General features: G+C 41.8%; 8 protein-coding genes, 8 tRNA genes and 3 rRNA genes. 17 read left to right on the forward strand and 2 right to left on the reverse strand.

What is annotated here, in order from left to right; translation table 11 throughout:
• Positions 1 to 62: 62 nt before the first annotated feature.
• Positions 63 to 1,031 (reverse strand): cysteine synthase A, encoded by a 969-nt coding sequence (cysK, locus tag AC0VZ4_RS07085; protein WP_007377974.1) that lies wholly within the window; start codon positions 1,029 to 1,031, stop codon positions 63 to 65.
• Positions 1,032 to 1,392: 361 nt separating this feature from the next.
• On the opposite strand from cysK, the gene AC0VZ4_RS07090 reads away from it, so the two are divergent.
• From AC0VZ4_RS07090 to AC0VZ4_RS07145, 12 genes are all read left to right on the forward strand, one after another.
• Complete coding sequence (locus AC0VZ4_RS07090; RefSeq protein WP_033040692.1) at positions 1,393 to 2,544, forward strand: dicarboxylate/amino acid:cation symporter; 1,152 nt, start codon at positions 1,393 to 1,395, stop codon at positions 2,542 to 2,544.
• 107 nt (positions 2,545 to 2,651) lie between these two features.
• Positions 2,652 to 3,302, forward strand: coding sequence for a UvrY/SirA/GacA family response regulator transcription factor (gene uvrY / locus AC0VZ4_RS07095; protein ID WP_007377972.1), 651 nt, complete (start codon positions 2,652 to 2,654; stop codon positions 3,300 to 3,302).
• Between the two features lie 10 nt (positions 3,303 to 3,312).
• A complete protein-coding gene (uvrC, locus tag AC0VZ4_RS07100) occupies positions 3,313 to 5,136 on the forward strand; it encodes an excinuclease ABC subunit UvrC (RefSeq protein ID WP_007377971.1) in 1,824 nt (607 codons plus the stop codon).
• A 42-nt stretch (positions 5,137 to 5,178) separates the two neighbouring features.
• Positions 5,179 to 5,724 carry a CDP-diacylglycerol--glycerol-3-phosphate 3-phosphatidyltransferase gene (gene pgsA, locus AC0VZ4_RS07105; RefSeq protein ID WP_032827134.1) on the forward strand — a complete coding sequence of 182 codons (546 nt, stop codon included), beginning with the start codon at positions 5,179 to 5,181 and terminating at the stop codon, positions 5,722 to 5,724.
• Positions 5,725 to 5,936: 212 nt separating this feature from the next.
• Positions 5,937 to 6,012 (forward strand) — tRNA-Gly (locus AC0VZ4_RS07110).
• A 31-nt stretch (positions 6,013 to 6,043) separates the two neighbouring features.
• Positions 6,044 to 6,117: transfer RNA gene (locus tag AC0VZ4_RS07115), tRNA-Cys, on the forward strand.
• A 37-nt stretch (positions 6,118 to 6,154) separates the two neighbouring features.
• A tRNA-Leu gene (locus AC0VZ4_RS07120) sits at positions 6,155 to 6,241 on the forward strand.
• Positions 6,242 to 6,304: 63 nt separating this feature from the next.
• Positions 6,305 to 6,380 (forward strand) — tRNA-Gly (locus tag AC0VZ4_RS07125).
• Positions 6,381 to 6,419: 39 nt separating this feature from the next.
• Positions 6,420 to 6,506, forward strand: a tRNA-Leu gene (locus tag AC0VZ4_RS07130).
• Between the two features lie 49 nt (positions 6,507 to 6,555).
• Positions 6,556 to 6,631 (forward strand) — tRNA-Gly (locus tag AC0VZ4_RS07135).
• Positions 6,632 to 6,650: 19 nt separating this feature from the next.
• Positions 6,651 to 6,724: transfer RNA gene (locus tag AC0VZ4_RS07140), tRNA-Cys, on the forward strand.
• A gap of 38 nt (positions 6,725 to 6,762) precedes the next feature.
• Positions 6,763 to 6,849: transfer RNA gene (locus AC0VZ4_RS07145), tRNA-Leu, on the forward strand.
• Positions 6,850 to 7,676: 827 nt separating this feature from the next.
• Here AC0VZ4_RS07145 and AC0VZ4_RS07150 read toward each other — a convergent pair.
• Positions 7,677 to 9,092 (reverse strand): alanine/glycine:cation symporter family protein, encoded by a 1,416-nt coding sequence (locus tag AC0VZ4_RS07150; protein ID WP_058230544.1) that lies wholly within the window; start codon positions 9,090 to 9,092, stop codon positions 7,677 to 7,679.
• 617 nt (positions 9,093 to 9,709) lie between these two features.
• Here AC0VZ4_RS07150 and AC0VZ4_RS07155 point away from each other — a divergent pair.
• From AC0VZ4_RS07155 to hda, 5 genes are all read left to right on the forward strand, one after another.
• Positions 9,710 to 11,245, forward strand: a 16S ribosomal RNA gene (locus tag AC0VZ4_RS07155).
• Positions 11,246 to 11,542: 297 nt separating this feature from the next.
• Positions 11,543 to 14,698, forward strand: a 23S ribosomal RNA gene (locus tag AC0VZ4_RS07160).
• A 150-nt stretch (positions 14,699 to 14,848) separates the two neighbouring features.
• Positions 14,849 to 14,963, forward strand: a 5S ribosomal RNA gene (gene rrf / locus AC0VZ4_RS07165).
• Together the 16S, 23S and 5S rRNA genes form the textbook arrangement of a ribosomal RNA operon.
• 434 nt (positions 14,964 to 15,397) lie before the next feature.
• Entirely contained in the window at positions 15,398 to 16,453 is a 1,056-nt protein-coding gene (locus AC0VZ4_RS07170) for a DUF2066 domain-containing protein (RefSeq protein WP_475441299.1), read from the forward strand.
• Positions 16,453 to 17,163, forward strand: a complete 711-nt coding sequence (gene hda / locus AC0VZ4_RS07175) for a DnaA regulatory inactivator Hda (RefSeq protein WP_007378325.1) — start codon at positions 16,453 to 16,455, stop codon at positions 17,161 to 17,163. Before AC0VZ4_RS07170 ends, hda begins: the two co-directional genes overlap by 1 nt.
• The last annotated feature ends 65 nt before the right edge of the window (positions 17,164 to 17,228 follow it).

The raw sequence follows: 17,228 nt of genomic DNA on the forward strand, positions 1-17,228 counted from the left end.
CGTCAAATATTTCTTAACTGATCGGCATTATGCCATAAGCATCCTTTTTAAACATGTGTAGATTACTGTACTAGCTCTTGTTCACTAAACTCTTCATCAAACATTGGGCTTGATAAGTAACGCTCAGTTGCACTAGGTAGGATAACAACAATATTTTTATCTGCGTTTTCAGGCTTTTCTGCGATACGTTTAGCTGCAACAACCGCTGCACCTGAGGAAATACCCACCAAAATACCTTCTTTTTTCATTAACTGATGCGCCATTGCAATTGCGTCTTCGTTAGATACAAGCTCTGCGCCATCAATTAAGTCCATATCTAAGTTACCAGGAATAAAGCCTGCACCAATACCTTGGATTTTATGAGGGCCTGGTTTGATTTCTTCACCGGCAAGCGTTTGGCTAATAACAGGAGAGTTAGTTGGCTCAACCGCAATAGACTTAACGTTTACACCTTTTTCTGTTTTAAGGAAGCGACTAACACCTGTAATAGTGCCTCCAGTGCCTACACCCGCTACAAAAAAGTCTACTTTGCCGTCAAGCGCATCATAAATCTCAGGACCTGTTGTTTCAAAGTGAATTTTAGGGTTTGCAGGGTTTTCGAATTGCTGTAATAAAATATATTTATCAGGTGCCGTTGCTTGAATTTCTTTTGCTTTTTCAATTGCGCCATTCATACCTTTAGCACCGTCGGTAAGTACTAGATTTGCACCTAATGCTTTTAATAGCTTGCGACGTTCTAGGCTCATAGTATTAGGCATAGTAAGCGTTAACTTATAACCGCGTGCTGCTGCAACAAATGCAAGTGCAATACCGGTGTTACCCGATGTTGGTTCAATAAGTTCCTTACCTTCAACAAGCTGACCTGATTTTTCAGCTTCCCAAATCATTGATGCACCAATACGGCATTTGATGCTAAAGCTAGGATTACGAGATTCAACTTTAGCGTATACATTCCCACCTGTAACACGGTTAAGTTTTACTAGCGGCGTATTACCAATACTTAGTGAGTTATCTTCAAAAATAGTAGACATAATGTTCCTTTGGATACAATCTGATCAACGTGTTAATAGCCTTTGCCACTAACTATATAGACACACTTTACTGAGAGTTTAAAAAAACTAAAGTAAAGTTTGGCTATAACATATATCTATTGAGCTTATAACTAAGTGAAATTAAAATCCACAATAGCTGATACTTTAGTTATTAAAGGTGTGTACTAAATTTTTAAAGTAAGTGAGAGATGATTAGTTGAGCAATTTAAGTTAAAAATTAACTTAAAATAAGTGCTATTGATGTTTATTTGTGCAAATGAACTTCACTTGAACAGTTTTATGACACAAGCTAGGTAAAACATGATAAAAACACGTATCTAAATTCAATTAAGCAATCACAATGAAGTTAATCTTAAAATTAATTGCCGGTATTGTGGCCGGTATTTTAGTCGGACTTTACGTACCTATAACGGGTGTTGAACTTTTATTCACAGTAAAAGAGCTGATTGGTCAAATTATCTCCTTTACCATTCCACTTATTATTTTATTTTTTATTGCATCGGGTATTGCAGGCCTACCAAAAGGGTCAGGGCACTTACTTGGCAAAACCGTCGGCTTTGCTTATAGCTCTACAATTATTGCCGGTACACTTGCATTTTTATTAGTGAGTGCCGTTATTCCTTTTTTAAGTGGAAGCATTACGTTTGAAGCAGAAGTTGCTACTGAAATAGGTAGCTTTATTGATTTAGAAATTCCACCATTGATGGGGGTAATGACCGCGTTGGTAACTGCTTTTGTATTTGGTATTGGCATGAGCCAATTAGAGCTAGGTACACTGAAAAAAGTGTCTGATCAGGGGCGTGATGTTATTGATGGGCTTCTATCAAAGGTAATTATTCCTGCTTTACCATTTTACATTGCAGGTGTATTTGCCGAAATGACGGTGGCAGGCACAGTGGTAGATACATTGCAAACATTTGGTGTAGTACTAATTGCAGCGCTTGTTATGCATTGGTTATGGTTAAGCGTTTTATATATAGCGACAGGTATATTGTTAAAACGTAATCCAATCGAATTAGTTAAAAATATGCTACCTGCCTACTTTACTGCACTGGGGACAATGTCGAGTGCGGCAACAATTCCAGTTTCGCTACAATCAAGTAAAGCAAACAACGTAAAAGAAGATGTAGCAAACTTTACCGTACCACTGTGTGCAACCATTCATTTATCTGGCTCAACTATTACTATTGTAACGTGTGCAATGGCTGTTATGTTTTTATCGCCAAACATGGAAGTACCTTCATTAATGGGGATATTGCCATTTATTATGATGCTCGGTGTCGTTATGATAGCAGCACCGGGTGCTCCAGGTGGTGCAGTTATGTCGGCGCTTGGTTTATTAACAAGCATGCTTGGGTTTAATGAAGGAGCTGTTGCATTAATGATTGCTCTTTATTTAGCACAAGATAGCTTTGGTACTGCATGTAATGTAACCGGTGATGGTATCATTGCATTATGGGTTGATCGTTTTAGCGATAAAAAATCATATTAAACTATTAGATTGAGACAATAATATTAGTTATTGTCTCGCTTTATATATGTTACTGTGGCAAATTAATTTATTAAATTGCATGTTGTTAGGTAAATGAGGATGTTCCATTGATTAATGTACTTTTAGTTGATGACCATGAACTTGTACGAACAGGCATCAAGCGCATTCTTGATGACGTACGAGGGTTTAAAGTAATTGGCGAAGCTAAAACCGGCGAAGAGGCTGTACAGTTTTGCCGTCAGCATGCGCCAAACATCGTATTAATGGATATGAACATGCCAGGTATGGGCGGATTAGAAGCGACTAAAAAGATTTGTCGTTACTGTCCCGATGTAAAAATTATTGTGCTCACTGTTAATTGCGAAGACCCATTTCCTAGTAAAGTAATGCAAATTGGCGCGCATGGCTTTTTAACTAAAGGTGCAGGTTCTGACGAAATGGTGCGTGCTATTCGCTGTGTTCATGCAGGTCAGCGATACATAGCTCCTGAAATAGCGCAGCAAATAGCGCTAGCGCAAGTGACCGGCCGTACAGATGAAAACCCTTTTCAGAGCTTATCTGAACGTGAGCTGCAAATTATGCTTATGATCACCAAAGGTGAAAAAGCACAAGATATAGCTGAACGTTTGAACCTAAGTTCTAAAACAGTAAATAGCTATCGTTACCGTATGTTTGAAAAGCTTAATGTAGGTGGTGATGTTGAGCTTACCCACTTAGCTATTCGTCATAAAATGATTGATATAGACGTGTCGTACTAACCTATAATTTATGTCTGAATTTGATCACGTACATTTCCTCAAAACGCTATCAAGCGAGCCTGGTGTTTACCGTATGCTTGATAGTGATAGCCAAGTTATTTATGTTGGTAAAGCCAAGCATTTAAAAAAGCGTGTCAGCAGTTACTTTAGAAGTAACATTACCGACAGTAAAACACGCGTTTTAGTGAGTAATATTTGTGATATTGACGTCACACTTACTAATACTGAAACCGAAGCGCTGCTGCTTGAAAATAATCTAATAAAAAAATATCAGCCTCGCTATAACATATTATTACGCGACGATAAGTCGTATCCCTATATTTTACTAACGAGCCATAAACACCCTCGTTTAGCGTTTCATCGTGGTAGTCGTAAAATTAAAGGCGAATACTTTGGGCCATTCCCTAGTGCAGGAGCTGTATCTGAAAGCTTGCGCTTAATGCAAAAAATATTTCCTGTTCGTCAATGTGAAGATGCTTATTACCGCGCAAGAAGCCGACCATGTCTGCAATATCAGCTTAAGCGTTGCTCAGCTCCGTGTGTAAATAAAGTCACGGATGATGATTACAGCGAGCAAGTTGACTATGTCCGTAAGTTTTTAACGGGTAAATCTCACGAAGTTATTGCTGATTTAATAAAAAAAATGGAAGCAGCCAGCCTACAATTAAATTTTGAACTGGCGGCAAAAGTTCGCGACCAAATAATGCTACTTCGTAAAATGCAGGAGCAACAGTCTATATCTGGTAATTTTGCTGAAATGGACGTAGTTGGTTTTGCCCATTTAAACGGATTAAATGGCATTCATTTATTAATGATCCGCGATCATAAAGTACTGGGCAGTAAAACGTATTTTCCTAAAGTACCTAAAGATTCAAGTGAGCAAGAAATCCTAACCTCATTTTTAGGCCAATACTACTTAGCGCCTGGAGCAACAGGGCGTATTGCAAAAGAAATCATATTACCGTTTGAAATAGAAGAGAGCGATGCACTCGGCGAAGCACTCACACAAGTAAGTGAGCGCAAAGTAATACTTAAAGTAGTTACCCGTGGTGAGCGTGCTCAATACTTACAACTGGCCAACAAAAATGCATTAAACAGTATTGCAGTTAAGCAAAGTACCCAAGACTCTATTAATAAACGTTATGCACAATTAAAAGCAACACTGCGACTTGACGATATTACTCGAATGGAGTGTTTTGATATAAGCCACACCATGGGAGAGAACACTGTTGCAAGTTGTGTTGTGTTTGATTCTCAAGGACCAAATACTAAAGAGTACAGGCGCTATAACGTAACGGGTATTACCGGTGGTGATGATTACGCTGCAATGGAGTTTGCGCTTAATAAGCGTTACAACAAATTAGTAGATGAAGACAAAATTCCAGACGTTATCTTTATAGACGGTGGTAAAGGGCAACTGGGGCGTGCGGAGCAGTACTTTTCTAATTGGCCGCACACTAAAATGCCATTATTGGTCGGTGTTGCAAAAGGAACGAGTCGTAAACCCGGTCTTGAAACACTATTGATTGACGGTGGTCGAAAAACTATCCCAATGGATTCTGATGCACCTGCACTGCATTTGATTCAGCATATACGCGACGAATCTCATCGCTTTGCTATTGCAGGGCATCGTAATAAACGTCAAAAACAACGAACACAATCACTATTAGAAGAAATAAATGGAGTAGGTTCTAAACGTCGCCAAACATTATTAAAATATTTAGGGGGCATGCAGGGAGTAAAAGCTGCTAATATAGAACAGTTAAAGAAAGTTCCTGGGATCAGCCCTGACATGGCTGAGAAGATATTTAACCATTTGCATGACAAGGGCTAGCCCTACATGCGAATATAGAAAAAAAGACATATCCAAGTAGTTATGTGGAATATTCCAAACACACTCACAACATTTAGACTTTTTCTTATCCCCGTTTTTTTGGTGATATTTTATTTGCCTTATAGCTGGGCTTTTTTTGCTGCCGCTTTTATTTTTTGGCTTGCATCAATAACCGATATACTCGACGGTTATTTAGCAAGAAAGCTTGAGCAATCAACTCCTTTTGGTGCTTTTTTAGATCCTGTTGCTGATAAAGTAATGGTATGTGCCGCACTTGTAGCGTTATCTGATCAGTACCAGTCAATGTACATGACAATACCTGCTCTTATTATAATAAGCCGTGAAATTATCATATCTGCACTTCGTGAATGGATGGCAGAGCAGGGTAAGCGTGGTAATGTCGCTGTATCAAACATGGGTAAAATAAAGACGGCTGCACAAATGTTAGCCATTATCGGTTTGATTTGGCAATATGATACATGGATGAACTATTTAAGTTTTGGACTACTGTACATTGCTACCTTTTTAACCTTGAGTTCTATGATGCAATATTTACGTGCAGCATGGGGTGAATTGACTAAAAATTAACTCTAAATGTATAATAACGCACCGTTTTAGATAAAAAACAAGCAAACAGTTCAAAACTAGCATTTTTTGTATTGACGCGTTTAATAATCTCTGTAGAATGCGTCCGTGTTGAGAGGGCATAGCCCCCGAGATAAACGAAACGGTAATTAATCAGTTATCTGAATGTTCACGTAAATAATCATGTGGCAATGGAAATAACTGATAAATAAAATGCGGTACTAGCTCAGTTGGTAGAGCGCGACCTTGCCAAGGTCGAGGTCACGAGTTCGAGCCTCGTGTACCGCTCCAAGTTTATCTTAAGGTTAATACCCCGTACTGGGGCGGAATGGCAGAGTGGCCATGCACCGGATTGCAAATCCGTCTACCTCGGTTCGACTCCGGGTTCCGCCTCCATTTCAACGCTCCACACGCTTTAATTAGCAAACTCGATGCCCGAGTGGTGGAATTGGTAGACACAAGGGATTTAAAATCCCTCGACTAACAAGTCGTGCCGGTTCAAGTCCGGCCTCGGGCACCACTTTGTGGTTTAATTGCATTACCAAGTGTAATTATAAAATAGTTAATTTAGAATTAATATGATGCGGTACTAGCTCAGTTGGTAGAGCGCGACCTTGCCAAGGTCGAGGTCACGAGTTCGAGCCTCGTGTACCGCTCCATATTAGTTTTATCCACTTGCTTTAAATAGCAAACTCGATGCCCGAGTGGTGGAATTGGTAGACACAAGGGATTTAAAATCCCTCGACTAACAAGTCGTGCCGGTTCAAGTCCGGCCTCGGGCACCACTTTAAATTATTTTACCAAGATAATTTAAAGTTGATAAAACAGTATTTTGCGGTACTAGCTCAGTTGGTAGAGCGCGACCTTGCCAAGGTCGAGGTCACGAGTTCGAGCCTCGTGTACCGCTCCAAATTATTTGGACACATTTAGGCGGAATGGCAGAGTGGCCATGCACCGGATTGCAAATCCGTTTACCTCGGTTCGACTCCGGGTTCCGCCTCCATATAATTTACTCCACACGCTTTAATTAGCAAACTCGATGCCCGAGTGGTGGAATTGGTAGACACAAGGGATTTAAAATCCCTCGACTAACAAGTCGTGCCGGTTCAAGTCCGGCCTCGGGCACCATCTTTATATTAAGCACTCCGCTTAAAAACCATTTAATACACCTTCTAATATATAAAAAATATCCAGCAAGAACCTGATTTACTATTTTTATGTTTTCTATGATTTATATTATCTTGATATGCATAATGTAATATCTCTAAACCCAATCTTATAACGTCTCAAATAAACCAGCCACACAACCCTTAGTGACGCGTGGCACCTAATACTAATTGTGCACTTTGAATTGGGCTAATCGTCATAGGCTTATGATGTCAACCCATAAAATAGACCGTGAGCTTTAGATAATTTAAAACAGTAAAGCAATTTACATATCTAGAGCAAACAGCCTTGAAAGCAAAGATCACGCACTCATGTACTGATAGCATAAAGTAATACCAATCCGCTTATATATAGGATCTATTTAACGTTAAGAAAATTACGTTAGAACTAGACAAAATTTTTTGTATCTGGTTGTTCTAAATAAAAAATTTTTAACGACGTTATAGTGCAATTTAATTTGTTAAATTGCTTAAAGATTTATGCAGGTTGGTATAATTATCGAATTGGTTAGTAATACATGTTCATTGGAAGTTAAAAATCACGGGTAATAGTAAGTCTAGAGTTATGGTGAGAACTCCAAATAGGCAATCAATAAAGCACTTATGCAGAATTATTGGCATTGAACACCTATTTTTTGTAGGTTGTCTTATCTAAGCTAATAATTAGATAATATCTATATAGTACATATCGTCCGTAGCTGCTTTTCATTTATAAAGGGTAGAGTGACTTAATGTAAGTGCTTTTTATTTTAGAACTAAAAAAGCGAGCCGTAGCTCGCTGGTTGTTGTTTATTTCCAGGCCTCAGGATCGACCTCTTTAGCAAGTTTAGGATGCTTACTTTTGTCAAAGGTGGGTATTAAGCCCTTTTTGTGTTGTTCGTTATAGTCTTTTGAAAGCCATACAACAACACCTGAAAGCATAAATAGCGCTATAACGTTGACAATGGCCATTAAGCCCATTGATATATCTGCCAGCGTCCAAATTAAACCAAGCTCACCAACAGCACCAAACATCACCATACCTAAAACCACCAGTCTAAAGATAAACATACCTTTATTAGAGTTGTGCTCTAAAAACATTAAATTTGTTTCAGCGTAAGAGTAATTAGCCACAATAGAAGTAAAAGCAAAAAACAATATAGCAATAGCAATAAAGTAAGTACCCCAATCGCCAACGTGTTCTTGTAATGCTGCTTGTGTAAGTTCAATCCCCATAACACCAGATTCAGGTACTAATTGCTGAGATAGTAATATAAGAGAAGCAGTCGCTGTACAAATAACAATAGTATCGATAAATACACCTAACATTTGCACATAACCTTGTGATGCAGGATGAGGAGGGTAAGGCGTCGCAGTAGCTGCGGCGTTAGCTGCACTACCCATACCGGCTTCGTTTGAGAATAAGCCACGCTTTATACCTTGGATCATCGCTTGTGTGACACCGTATCCAATAGCACCAGCACCAGCTTGTTCAATACCAAAAGCACTTTTTATAATAAGCACTAGCACATCTGGTAGTGCAGTAAAGTTAGTGGCGCATACATAAAGAGCAACCAGCAGGTAAGCTAATGCCATAAATGGCACAACCATTTCAGCAAAACGTGAAATGGTTTTTAGGCCACCAAAAATAATGATGCCAGAACCAATAACCAACAAAATGCCTACTATATACTTAGGTACATCAAACGCGACTTCAAATGCTGCAGCAATAGAGTTCGATTGTACGGCGTTAAATACTAAACCAAAGGCTAAAATTAAACATAACGAGAATAAAACGCCCATCCAGCGTTTACCTAAACCATTTTGCATATAATAAGCAGGGCCACCTCTAAAATTGCCTTCGGCGTCTTTTGTTTTATAAGCTTGTGCTAAGGTACTCTCGGCAAAGCTTGTAGCCATACCAATTAAGGCTATAGTCCACATCCAAAAAATAGCACCTGGGCCACCCAAATATAAAGCAACAGCAACGCCAGCCATGTTACCCGTGCCAACACGTGCAGCTAATGAAGTACAAAAAGCCTGAAAAGATGAAATTTCGTTGTCGGCACATTTACGAGAGCCAAACATAACTTTGAACATATGTGGAAATTGCACAAATTGAATAAAGCCTAGTCGAAAAGTAAAGAAGAGGCCCGCTGCTATTAATAAGTAGACGAGAACTTGCCCCCATAGAAGGGCACTTATACTATTTATTATGTCTGTCATGGATACTGCCTAAATACATGAGTTAAAAAAAGTGACCGCAACTTATCACATCAAGATAAAAGTGTTTAGTTTTAAAGTTCAAAAACAGAGTTATCAACAGGGTTTTGTGGGTAACTTGTGCTTATCATGTGTGCTTGCTTGGGGCTTAATTTTAATTACTATTTTATGTAAATAACGCTTGCGTAAAATGCGCCGCTCCCTATAATGCGACCCCACTGAGACGGGAAAGGCCAACGCATAGCGAGGCACGAACTACTCACAGAGTTAAATAAAACTTCGGTTTTAAATTGTCGAAAGAAAGTTTGAAACAAAGTGTTGACTCGAAAAATAAAGGGTGTATTATTCGCATCCCTTGAGACGCTAAAGCGACTCAAAACGTTCTTTAACAATGTAAAGCAATCATCTGTGTGGGCACTCGTACAGATTGAGTTCTAACAGCCAAGCTACTTCGTTCTTTATTGAGCAAGTAGCGAGGCAAACAAATTAGAGTCTCAATTGAAAACTGAGTGACCAACAGAAGTAACTTATTTATAAGTTGCTTCGGCACAGTCAATTCAATATCGAAAGATATTAAAAAATTCAGAATTCATTGAGCTGTCGAAAGACATAAAACTTTTTAATTGAAGAGTTTGATCATGGCTCAGATTGAACGCTGGCGGCAGGCCTAACACATGCAAGTCGAGCGGTAACAGAGAGTAGCTTGCTACTTTGCTGACGAGCGGCGGACGGGTGAGTAATGCTTGGGAACATGCCTTGAGGTGGGGGACAACAGTTGGAAACGACTGCTAATACCGCATAATGTCTACGGACCAAAGGGGGCTTCGGCTCTCGCCTTTAGATTGGCCCAAGTGGGATTAGCTAGTTGGTGAGGTAATGGCTCACCAAGGCGACGATCCCTAGCTGGTTTGAGAGGATGATCAGCCACACTGGGACTGAGACACGGCCCAGACTCCTACGGGAGGCAGCAGTGGGGAATATTGCACAATGGGCGCAAGCCTGATGCAGCCATGCCGCGTGTGTGAAGAAGGCCTTCGGGTTGTAAAGCACTTTCAGTCAGGAGGAAAGGTTAACGGTTAATACCCGTTAGCTGTGACGTTACTGACAGAAGAAGCACCGGCTAACTCCGTGCCAGCAGCCGCGGTAATACGGAGGGTGCGAGCGTTAATCGGAATTACTGGGCGTAAAGCGTACGCAGGCGGTTTGTTAAGCGAGATGTGAAAGCCCCGGGCTCAACCTGGGAACTGCATTTCGAACTGGCAAACTAGAGTGTGATAGAGGGTGGTAGAATTTCAGGTGTAGCGGTGAAATGCGTAGAGATCTGAAGGAATACCGATGGCGAAGGCAGCCACCTGGGTCAACACTGACGCTCATGTACGAAAGCGTGGGGAGCAAACGGGATTAGATACCCCGGTAGTCCACGCCGTAAACGATGTCTACTAGAAGCTCGGAGCCTCGGTTCTGTTTTTCAAAGCTAACGCATTAAGTAGACCGCCTGGGGAGTACGGCCGCAAGGTTAAAACTCAAATGAATTGACGGGGGCCCGCACAAGCGGTGGAGCATGTGGTTTAATTCGATGCAACGCGAAGAACCTTACCTACACTTGACATACAGAGAACTTACCAGAGATGGTTTGGTGCCTTCGGGAACTCTGATACAGGTGCTGCATGGCTGTCGTCAGCTCGTGTTGTGAGATGTTGGGTTAAGTCCCGCAACGAGCGCAACCCCTATCCTTAGTTGCTAGCAGGTAATGCTGAGAACTCTAAGGAGACTGCCGGTGATAAACCGGAGGAAGGTGGGGACGACGTCAAGTCATCATGGCCCTTACGTGTAGGGCTACACACGTGCTACAATGGCGCATACAGAGTGCTGCGAACCTGCGAAGGTAAGCGAATCACTTAAAGTGCGTCGTAGTCCGGATTGGAGTCTGCAACTCGACTCCATGAAGTCGGAATCGCTAGTAATCGCGTATCAGAATGACGCGGTGAATACGTTCCCGGGCCTTGTACACACCGCCCGTCACACCATGGGAGTGGGTTGCTCCAGAAGTAGATAGTCTAACCCTCGGGAGGACGTTTACCACGGAGTGATTCATGACTGGGGTGAAGTCGTAACAAGGTAGCCCTAGGGGAACCTGGGGCTGGATCACCTCCTTATACGATTTAGAACTTATTTGTTCGTAGTGTCCACACAGATGATTGTTAATTAGTGCTTGTTCTTCGGAATAACTAATTAATATGCTCTTTAAAAATTTGGAAAAGCTGATAATAAAATTCTGATAGATACATTGTATTTATCAAGAGTTTTCAAAAGTAAAAAACAATGGTAGCAGTACCATTGAGTGCCATTTAGTTAACTCTTATGAGTTGATTGATTGGTATCTACTTTAGTATTCAATATTGACTTCTGGCGAAGTTAAACTGTCACGAAACAAAGGCCCGTTTGGGTTGTATGGTTAAGTGACTAAGCGTACACGGTGGATGCCTTGGCAGTTGGAGGCGATGAAGGACGTATTAACTTGCGATAAGCCTAGTCAAGCTAGTAAAAAGCGCTTGAGACTAGGATTTCCGAATGGGGAAACCCACCTGCTTGCAGGTATCGTTAACTGAATACATAGGTTAACGAGGCGAACGCGGAGAACTGAAACATCTAAGTACCCGTAGGAAAAGAAATCAACCGAGATTCCGAAAGTAGCGGCGAGCGAAATCGGAACAGCCCTTAAGCTCATTATGTGTTAATGGAAGGCTGCTGGAAAGCGCCACGATACAGGGTGATAGTCCCGTACATGAAAAGACATTTTAAGTGAAATCGAGTAGGTCGGAGCACGTGAAACTTTGACTGAATATAGGTGGACCATCATCTAAGGCTAAATACTCCCAACTGACCGATAGTGAACCAGTACCGTGAGGGAAAGGCGAAAAGAACCCCTGTGAGGGGAGTGAAATAGAACCTGAAACCGTGTACGTACAAGCAGTAGGAGCCCATCGCCAAATTCCTTTTGATTGGCAAATGGAATTGTATCGACGGAGAATAAGAATGTTAAAAATAACAGGGTTAACTATTTTACTTACACTTTCATTTAGCACTACAGCACAAGAAAATAAGTTTGAATCAAAAAAATCACTAGTTGGTGAAGATTCTAAAGTTGTGTTAAGCACAAAGTGTGAATCATGGTGGAATCCATTGATTAAGTGTAAAAAAAGTATGTAGTTGTTAATGAGAGGCTTTGCCTCTCATTTAAGAGGCATTTGGGATGGGTGACTGCGTACCTTTTGTATAATGGGTCAGCGACTTATATTTTGTAGCGAGGTTAACCGATTAGGGTAGCCGTAGGGAAACCGAGTCTTAACTGGGCGAATAGTTGCAAGGTATAGACCCGAAACCCGGTGATCTAGCCATGGGCAGGTTGAAGGTTGAGTAACATCAACTGGAGGACCGAACCCACTAACGTTGAAAAGTTAGGGGATGACCTGTGGTTAGGAGTGAAAGGCTAATCAAACCGGGAGATAGCTGGTTCTCCCCGAAATCTATTTAGGTAGAGCCTCGGACGAATACTTACGGGGGTAGAGCACTGTTAAGGCTAGGGGGTCATCCCGACTTACCAACCCTTTGCAAACTCCGAATACCGTAAAGTAATATCCGGGAGACACACGGCGGGTGCTAACGTCCGTCGTGAAGAGGGAAACAACCCAGACCGCCAGCTAAGGTCCCAAAGTCATAGTTAAGTGGGAAACGATGTGGAAAGGCCCAGACAGCCAGGAGGTTGGCTTAGAAGCAGCCATCCTTTAAAGAAAGCGTAATAGCTCACTGGTCGAGTCGGTCTGCGCGGAAGATGTAACGGGGCTAAACTATGCACCGAAGCTGCGGATTCAGAATTTATTCTGAGTGGTAGGGGAGCGTTCTGTAAGCGGTTGAAGGTGTACCGGGAGGTATGCTGGACGTATCAGAAGTGCGAATGCTGACATGAGTAACGATAATGGGAGTGAAAAACTCCCACGCCGGAAGACCAAGGGTTCCTATCCCATGTTAATCAGGGTAGGGTAAGTCAACCCCTAAGGCGAGGCCGAAAGGCGTAGTCGATGGGAAACAGATTAATATTTCTGTACTCGATATAATTGCGATGGGGGGACGGAGCAGGCTAAGCAAGCATAGCGTTGGTAGTCTATGTGAAAGTGAGTAGGGCGTTTGTTTAGGTAAATCCGGACGAACACTAAACCTGAGACACGAGACGAGTCACTACGGTGATGAAGTTGCTGATGCCATACTTCCAGGAAAAGCCTCTAAGCTTCAGATTATATGGAATCGTACCCCAAACCGACACAGGTGGTCAGGTAGAGAATACTAAGGCGCTTGAGAGAACTCGGGTGAAGGAACTAGGCAAAATCGTACCGTAACTTCGGGAGAAGGTACGCTCCTATCTGTGATGAGACTTGCTCTCTAAGCGGACGGGAGCCGCAGTGACCAGGTGGCTGGGACTGTTTATTAAAAACACAGCACTGTGCAAAATCGCAAGATGACGTATACGGTGTGACACCTGCCCGGTGCCGGAAGGTTAATTGATGGGGTTATCCTTAGGGAGAAGCTCTTGATCGAAGCCCCGGTAAACGGCGGCCGTAACTATAACGGTCCTAAGGTAGCGAAATTCCTTGTCGGGTAAGTTCCGACCTGCACGAATGGTGTAACCATGGCCACGCTGTCTCCACCCGAGACTCAGTGAAATTGAAATCGCAGTGAAGATGCTGTGTACCCGCGGCTAGACGGAAAGACCCCGTGAACCTTTACTACAGCTTGGCACTGAACATTGAACCTACATGTGTAGGATAGGTGGGAGACTTAGAAGATGAGACGCTAGTTTTGTTGGAGTCAACCTTGAAATACCACCCTTGTAGTTTTGATGTTCTAACGTTGGCCCCTGAATCGGGGTTACGGACAGTGCCTGGTGGGTAGTTTGACTGGGGCGGTCTCCTCCTAAAGAGTAACGGAGGAGCACGAAGGTTGGCTAAGTACGGTCGGACATCGTACGGTTAGTGTAATGGTAGAAGCCAGCTTAACTGCGAGACAGACACGTCGAGCAGGTACGAAAGTAGGTCATAGTGATCCGGTGGTTCTGAATGGAAGGGCCATCGCTCAACGGATAAAAGGTACTCCGGGGATAACAGGCTGATACCGCCCAAGAGTTCATATCGACGGCGGTGTTTGGCACCTCGATGTCGGCTCATCACATCCTGGGGCTGAAGTCGGTCCCAAGGGTATGGCTGTTCGCCATTTAAAGTGGTACGCGAGCTGGGTTTAGAACGTCGTGAGACAGTTCGGTCCCTATCTGCCGTGGGCGTTTGAGAATTGAGAGGGGTTGCTCCTAGTACGAGAGGACCGGAGTGAACGAACCGCTGGTGTTCGGGTTGTCATGCCAATGGCATTGCCCGGTAGCTACGTTCGGAACTGATAAGCGCTGAAAGCATCTAAGCGCGAAGCAGGCCTCGAGATGAGTTCTCACTAGACTTTTAAAGTCTCTGAAGGGCCGTTGAAGACTACAACGTTGATAGGCAAGATGTGGAAGTGGTGTGAGCCATTAAGCTAACTTGTACTAATTACCCGTGAGGCTTAACCATACAACGCCAAACGCGTTTTATGTGATAGTGAAACAAGCGAAGAAGTTAATATGACTAAAGTAGAAATTACTTAGAAAGACTTAAAAAATATTATCAGATATTTTCCAAATTCAGTTAATGCGCAGAAATACGTATTAACGCCCAAATTTGCTTGGTGACAATAGCGTTTTGGACCCACCTGACTCCATGCCGAACTCAGTAGTGAAACGAAACAGCGCCGATGATAGTGTAGCATTTGCTATGTGAAAGTAGGACATTACCAGGCTTCAAATTGTAGAGAGCCCGACTAGAAATAGTCGGGCTTTTTTACGTCTGCAGAAAAGTGAAAATAAAAGCGGTAGCCAGAGCCCATACCGAACTCAGTAGTGAAACCAAACAGCTCGAAGGCGAGCCCTACGGAAGGCCGCCCCGACACAATGATAGTTTACATTTGCTATGTGACTCTTCACCGCTGTGGGCACTACGACATTACCAGGCTTCAAATTGTAGAGAGCCCGAATCTAACGATTCGGGCTTTTTTACGTCTGCAATAAAGTTAAGGGTAGGTGAATAGCGTACTACGCACTTATTTATATTTAATCTTTTTTACTTTCTACAAAAGCCAATTACTTTCATTTCCTTAGATAACAAATTTAATTTTGCTTTGTTACTGTCTTTGATTTAGGATCAAATCAGTTTAAAACCAAGAACTAATAGCCTGTGTATAGATTATTAATTAGTGCCATATCCATTTTATTTTGTTTTTCTGTAACGGCAGTTGAAGTAACTGATCTATATCAAGATATTTTAAAAGTGGATGATAAAACACGAGATACTCGATTAGCGGCGAGTCGCAAAGCTTTACTCAATGTCTTAGTGAAAGTAAGCGGTGATGAAACTGCGGATCAAAATAAATTAGCACAGCAACGCACTAAAGATATTTCTGATTATATACTTAAGTTTGAATATGACGAGAGAGCAAATGGACAATTGAAACTCGTTGTTAAATTTGAAGCTCGAAAGATCAACGCGCTAATCAAAGAATTAAACTTACCTTTATGGGGACTGCAGCGCCCATTAGTTGCAATATGGTTAGGTATTGAAGACAACTGGCGCAGAGAATTAGTAACACAAGAAAGTTACCCGCAGCTAGAGCAGTTAATTTATGACAAGGCAGGACGCCGGGGGCTACCCGTTGTAGTGCCATTACTTGATTTACAAGATAGACGTTTAGTAGGTATCCCTGAAGTATGGGGTAACTTTTCAGAACCAGTAGAAGAGGCTTCTAAACGCTACAGTGCTGAGCGAAGTATTACGGCAAGAATGTATAAAGAAGCGGATAGCGAAAATTGGATTTTAGATTGGCGTTTTACAAATGATGATTTATTTGATTCAAATAGATTAACGGGTGATAAGCAGCAAATAGTAAGCCAAATGATCGATACCTTAGCACGAGGTCTTGCAAGCGAGTACGCTATTGATCCAAATGCTTATTATGAACAAGCTACTGCTATGCTTACGCTAAAGGACACGCAAAGTTTTATTGATGTTGAATTAGCAAAACGAAGGTTATTGAGTTTAAGCGTTGTTACTCAAGTTAAAATTGTGCGTAAAACACCGGAGTTTGTAGAGTTTAAGCTAAACCATACTGGTAACCTAAGCGATCTTAAAAAAGGATTAGGGTTAGACTCCTCATTTAAAGATTATGAGGATCCACGCGCTTTTTATCATGTTGTTGATAAAAATAGCTTAGAGTATCAATGGATAACGCCATAATGCTAACTTCTGAGCCGATGCAAATGGCATTACCGGTTACTTTACCGGATGACGAAACATTTGCATCGTACTTTGGTGGGGAAGATTCGTTAGAGGTTAACCATTTAAAAGATAGCTTTTCGAAGTTAGCAAAAACGTTTCAGTATACCTATTTATGTGGATTAGGTGACTCGGGTAAGTCTCACCTTTTGTATGCGACCTGCATTAAAGCTCAAGAGCGTGGCCTGTCTAATATGCTACTGTCTATGCGCGAAGTGATTGATTTTGGACCTATGGTACTAGACGGTTTAGAAGCGCTTGATGTTTTATGTATTGATGACGTGCATTTAGTCGCAGGGAATGATGCATGGGAAAAAGCACTATTTAACTTTTTTAACCGGTTTAACGAACCCGGTAAAATGTTAGTAGTAACTGCCGATTTACTTCCTAGCATGCTTAATATTACGTTGCCAGATTTAGAGTCTCGCTTAACGTGGGGAACAACCTTTCAAATTCGCTCTATGAGTGATGACGATAAAGCACAAGCACTTGTTAAGCGCGCCCATATGCGCGGCCTTGAATTAAGTGATGAATGTGCACGTTTTTTATTAACGCGTTTAAGCCGTGATATGCGTGCTTTGCTCGATGTACTCGACAAATTAGATCATGCGTCAATGGCTGCACAGAGAAAATTAACAATTCCTTTTATAAAATCAACGTTAAAGCTGTAGTAGGTCTAGAATCTAGACCCTGCTTTCAGTTATCATAAGCTATTACTTAACAGCAATCACCTTCT

It is taken from the genome of Pseudoalteromonas sp. QJM3NY_22, from assembly GCF_056173065.1.

Excerpts from the sequence above, each read along its gene's own strand:
- cysK (WP_007377974.1), bottom strand. The coding sequence starts at position 1,031 with ATGTCTACTATTTTTGAAGATAACTCACTAAGTATTGGTAATACGCCG.
- AC0VZ4_RS07090 (WP_033040692.1), top strand. The coding sequence starts at position 1,393 with ATGAAGTTAATCTTAAAATTAATTGCCGGTATTGTGGCCGGTATTTTA.
- uvrC (WP_007377971.1), top strand. The coding sequence starts at position 3,313 with ATGTCTGAATTTGATCACGTACATTTCCTCAAAACGCTATCAAGCGAG.
- pgsA (WP_032827134.1), top strand. The coding sequence starts at position 5,179 with ATGTGGAATATTCCAAACACACTCACAACATTTAGACTTTTTCTTATC.
- AC0VZ4_RS07150 (WP_058230544.1), bottom strand. The coding sequence starts at position 9,092 with ATGACAGACATAATAAATAGTATAAGTGCCCTTCTATGGGGGCAAGTT.
- hda (WP_007378325.1), top strand. The coding sequence starts at position 16,453 with ATGCTAACTTCTGAGCCGATGCAAATGGCATTACCGGTTACTTTACCG.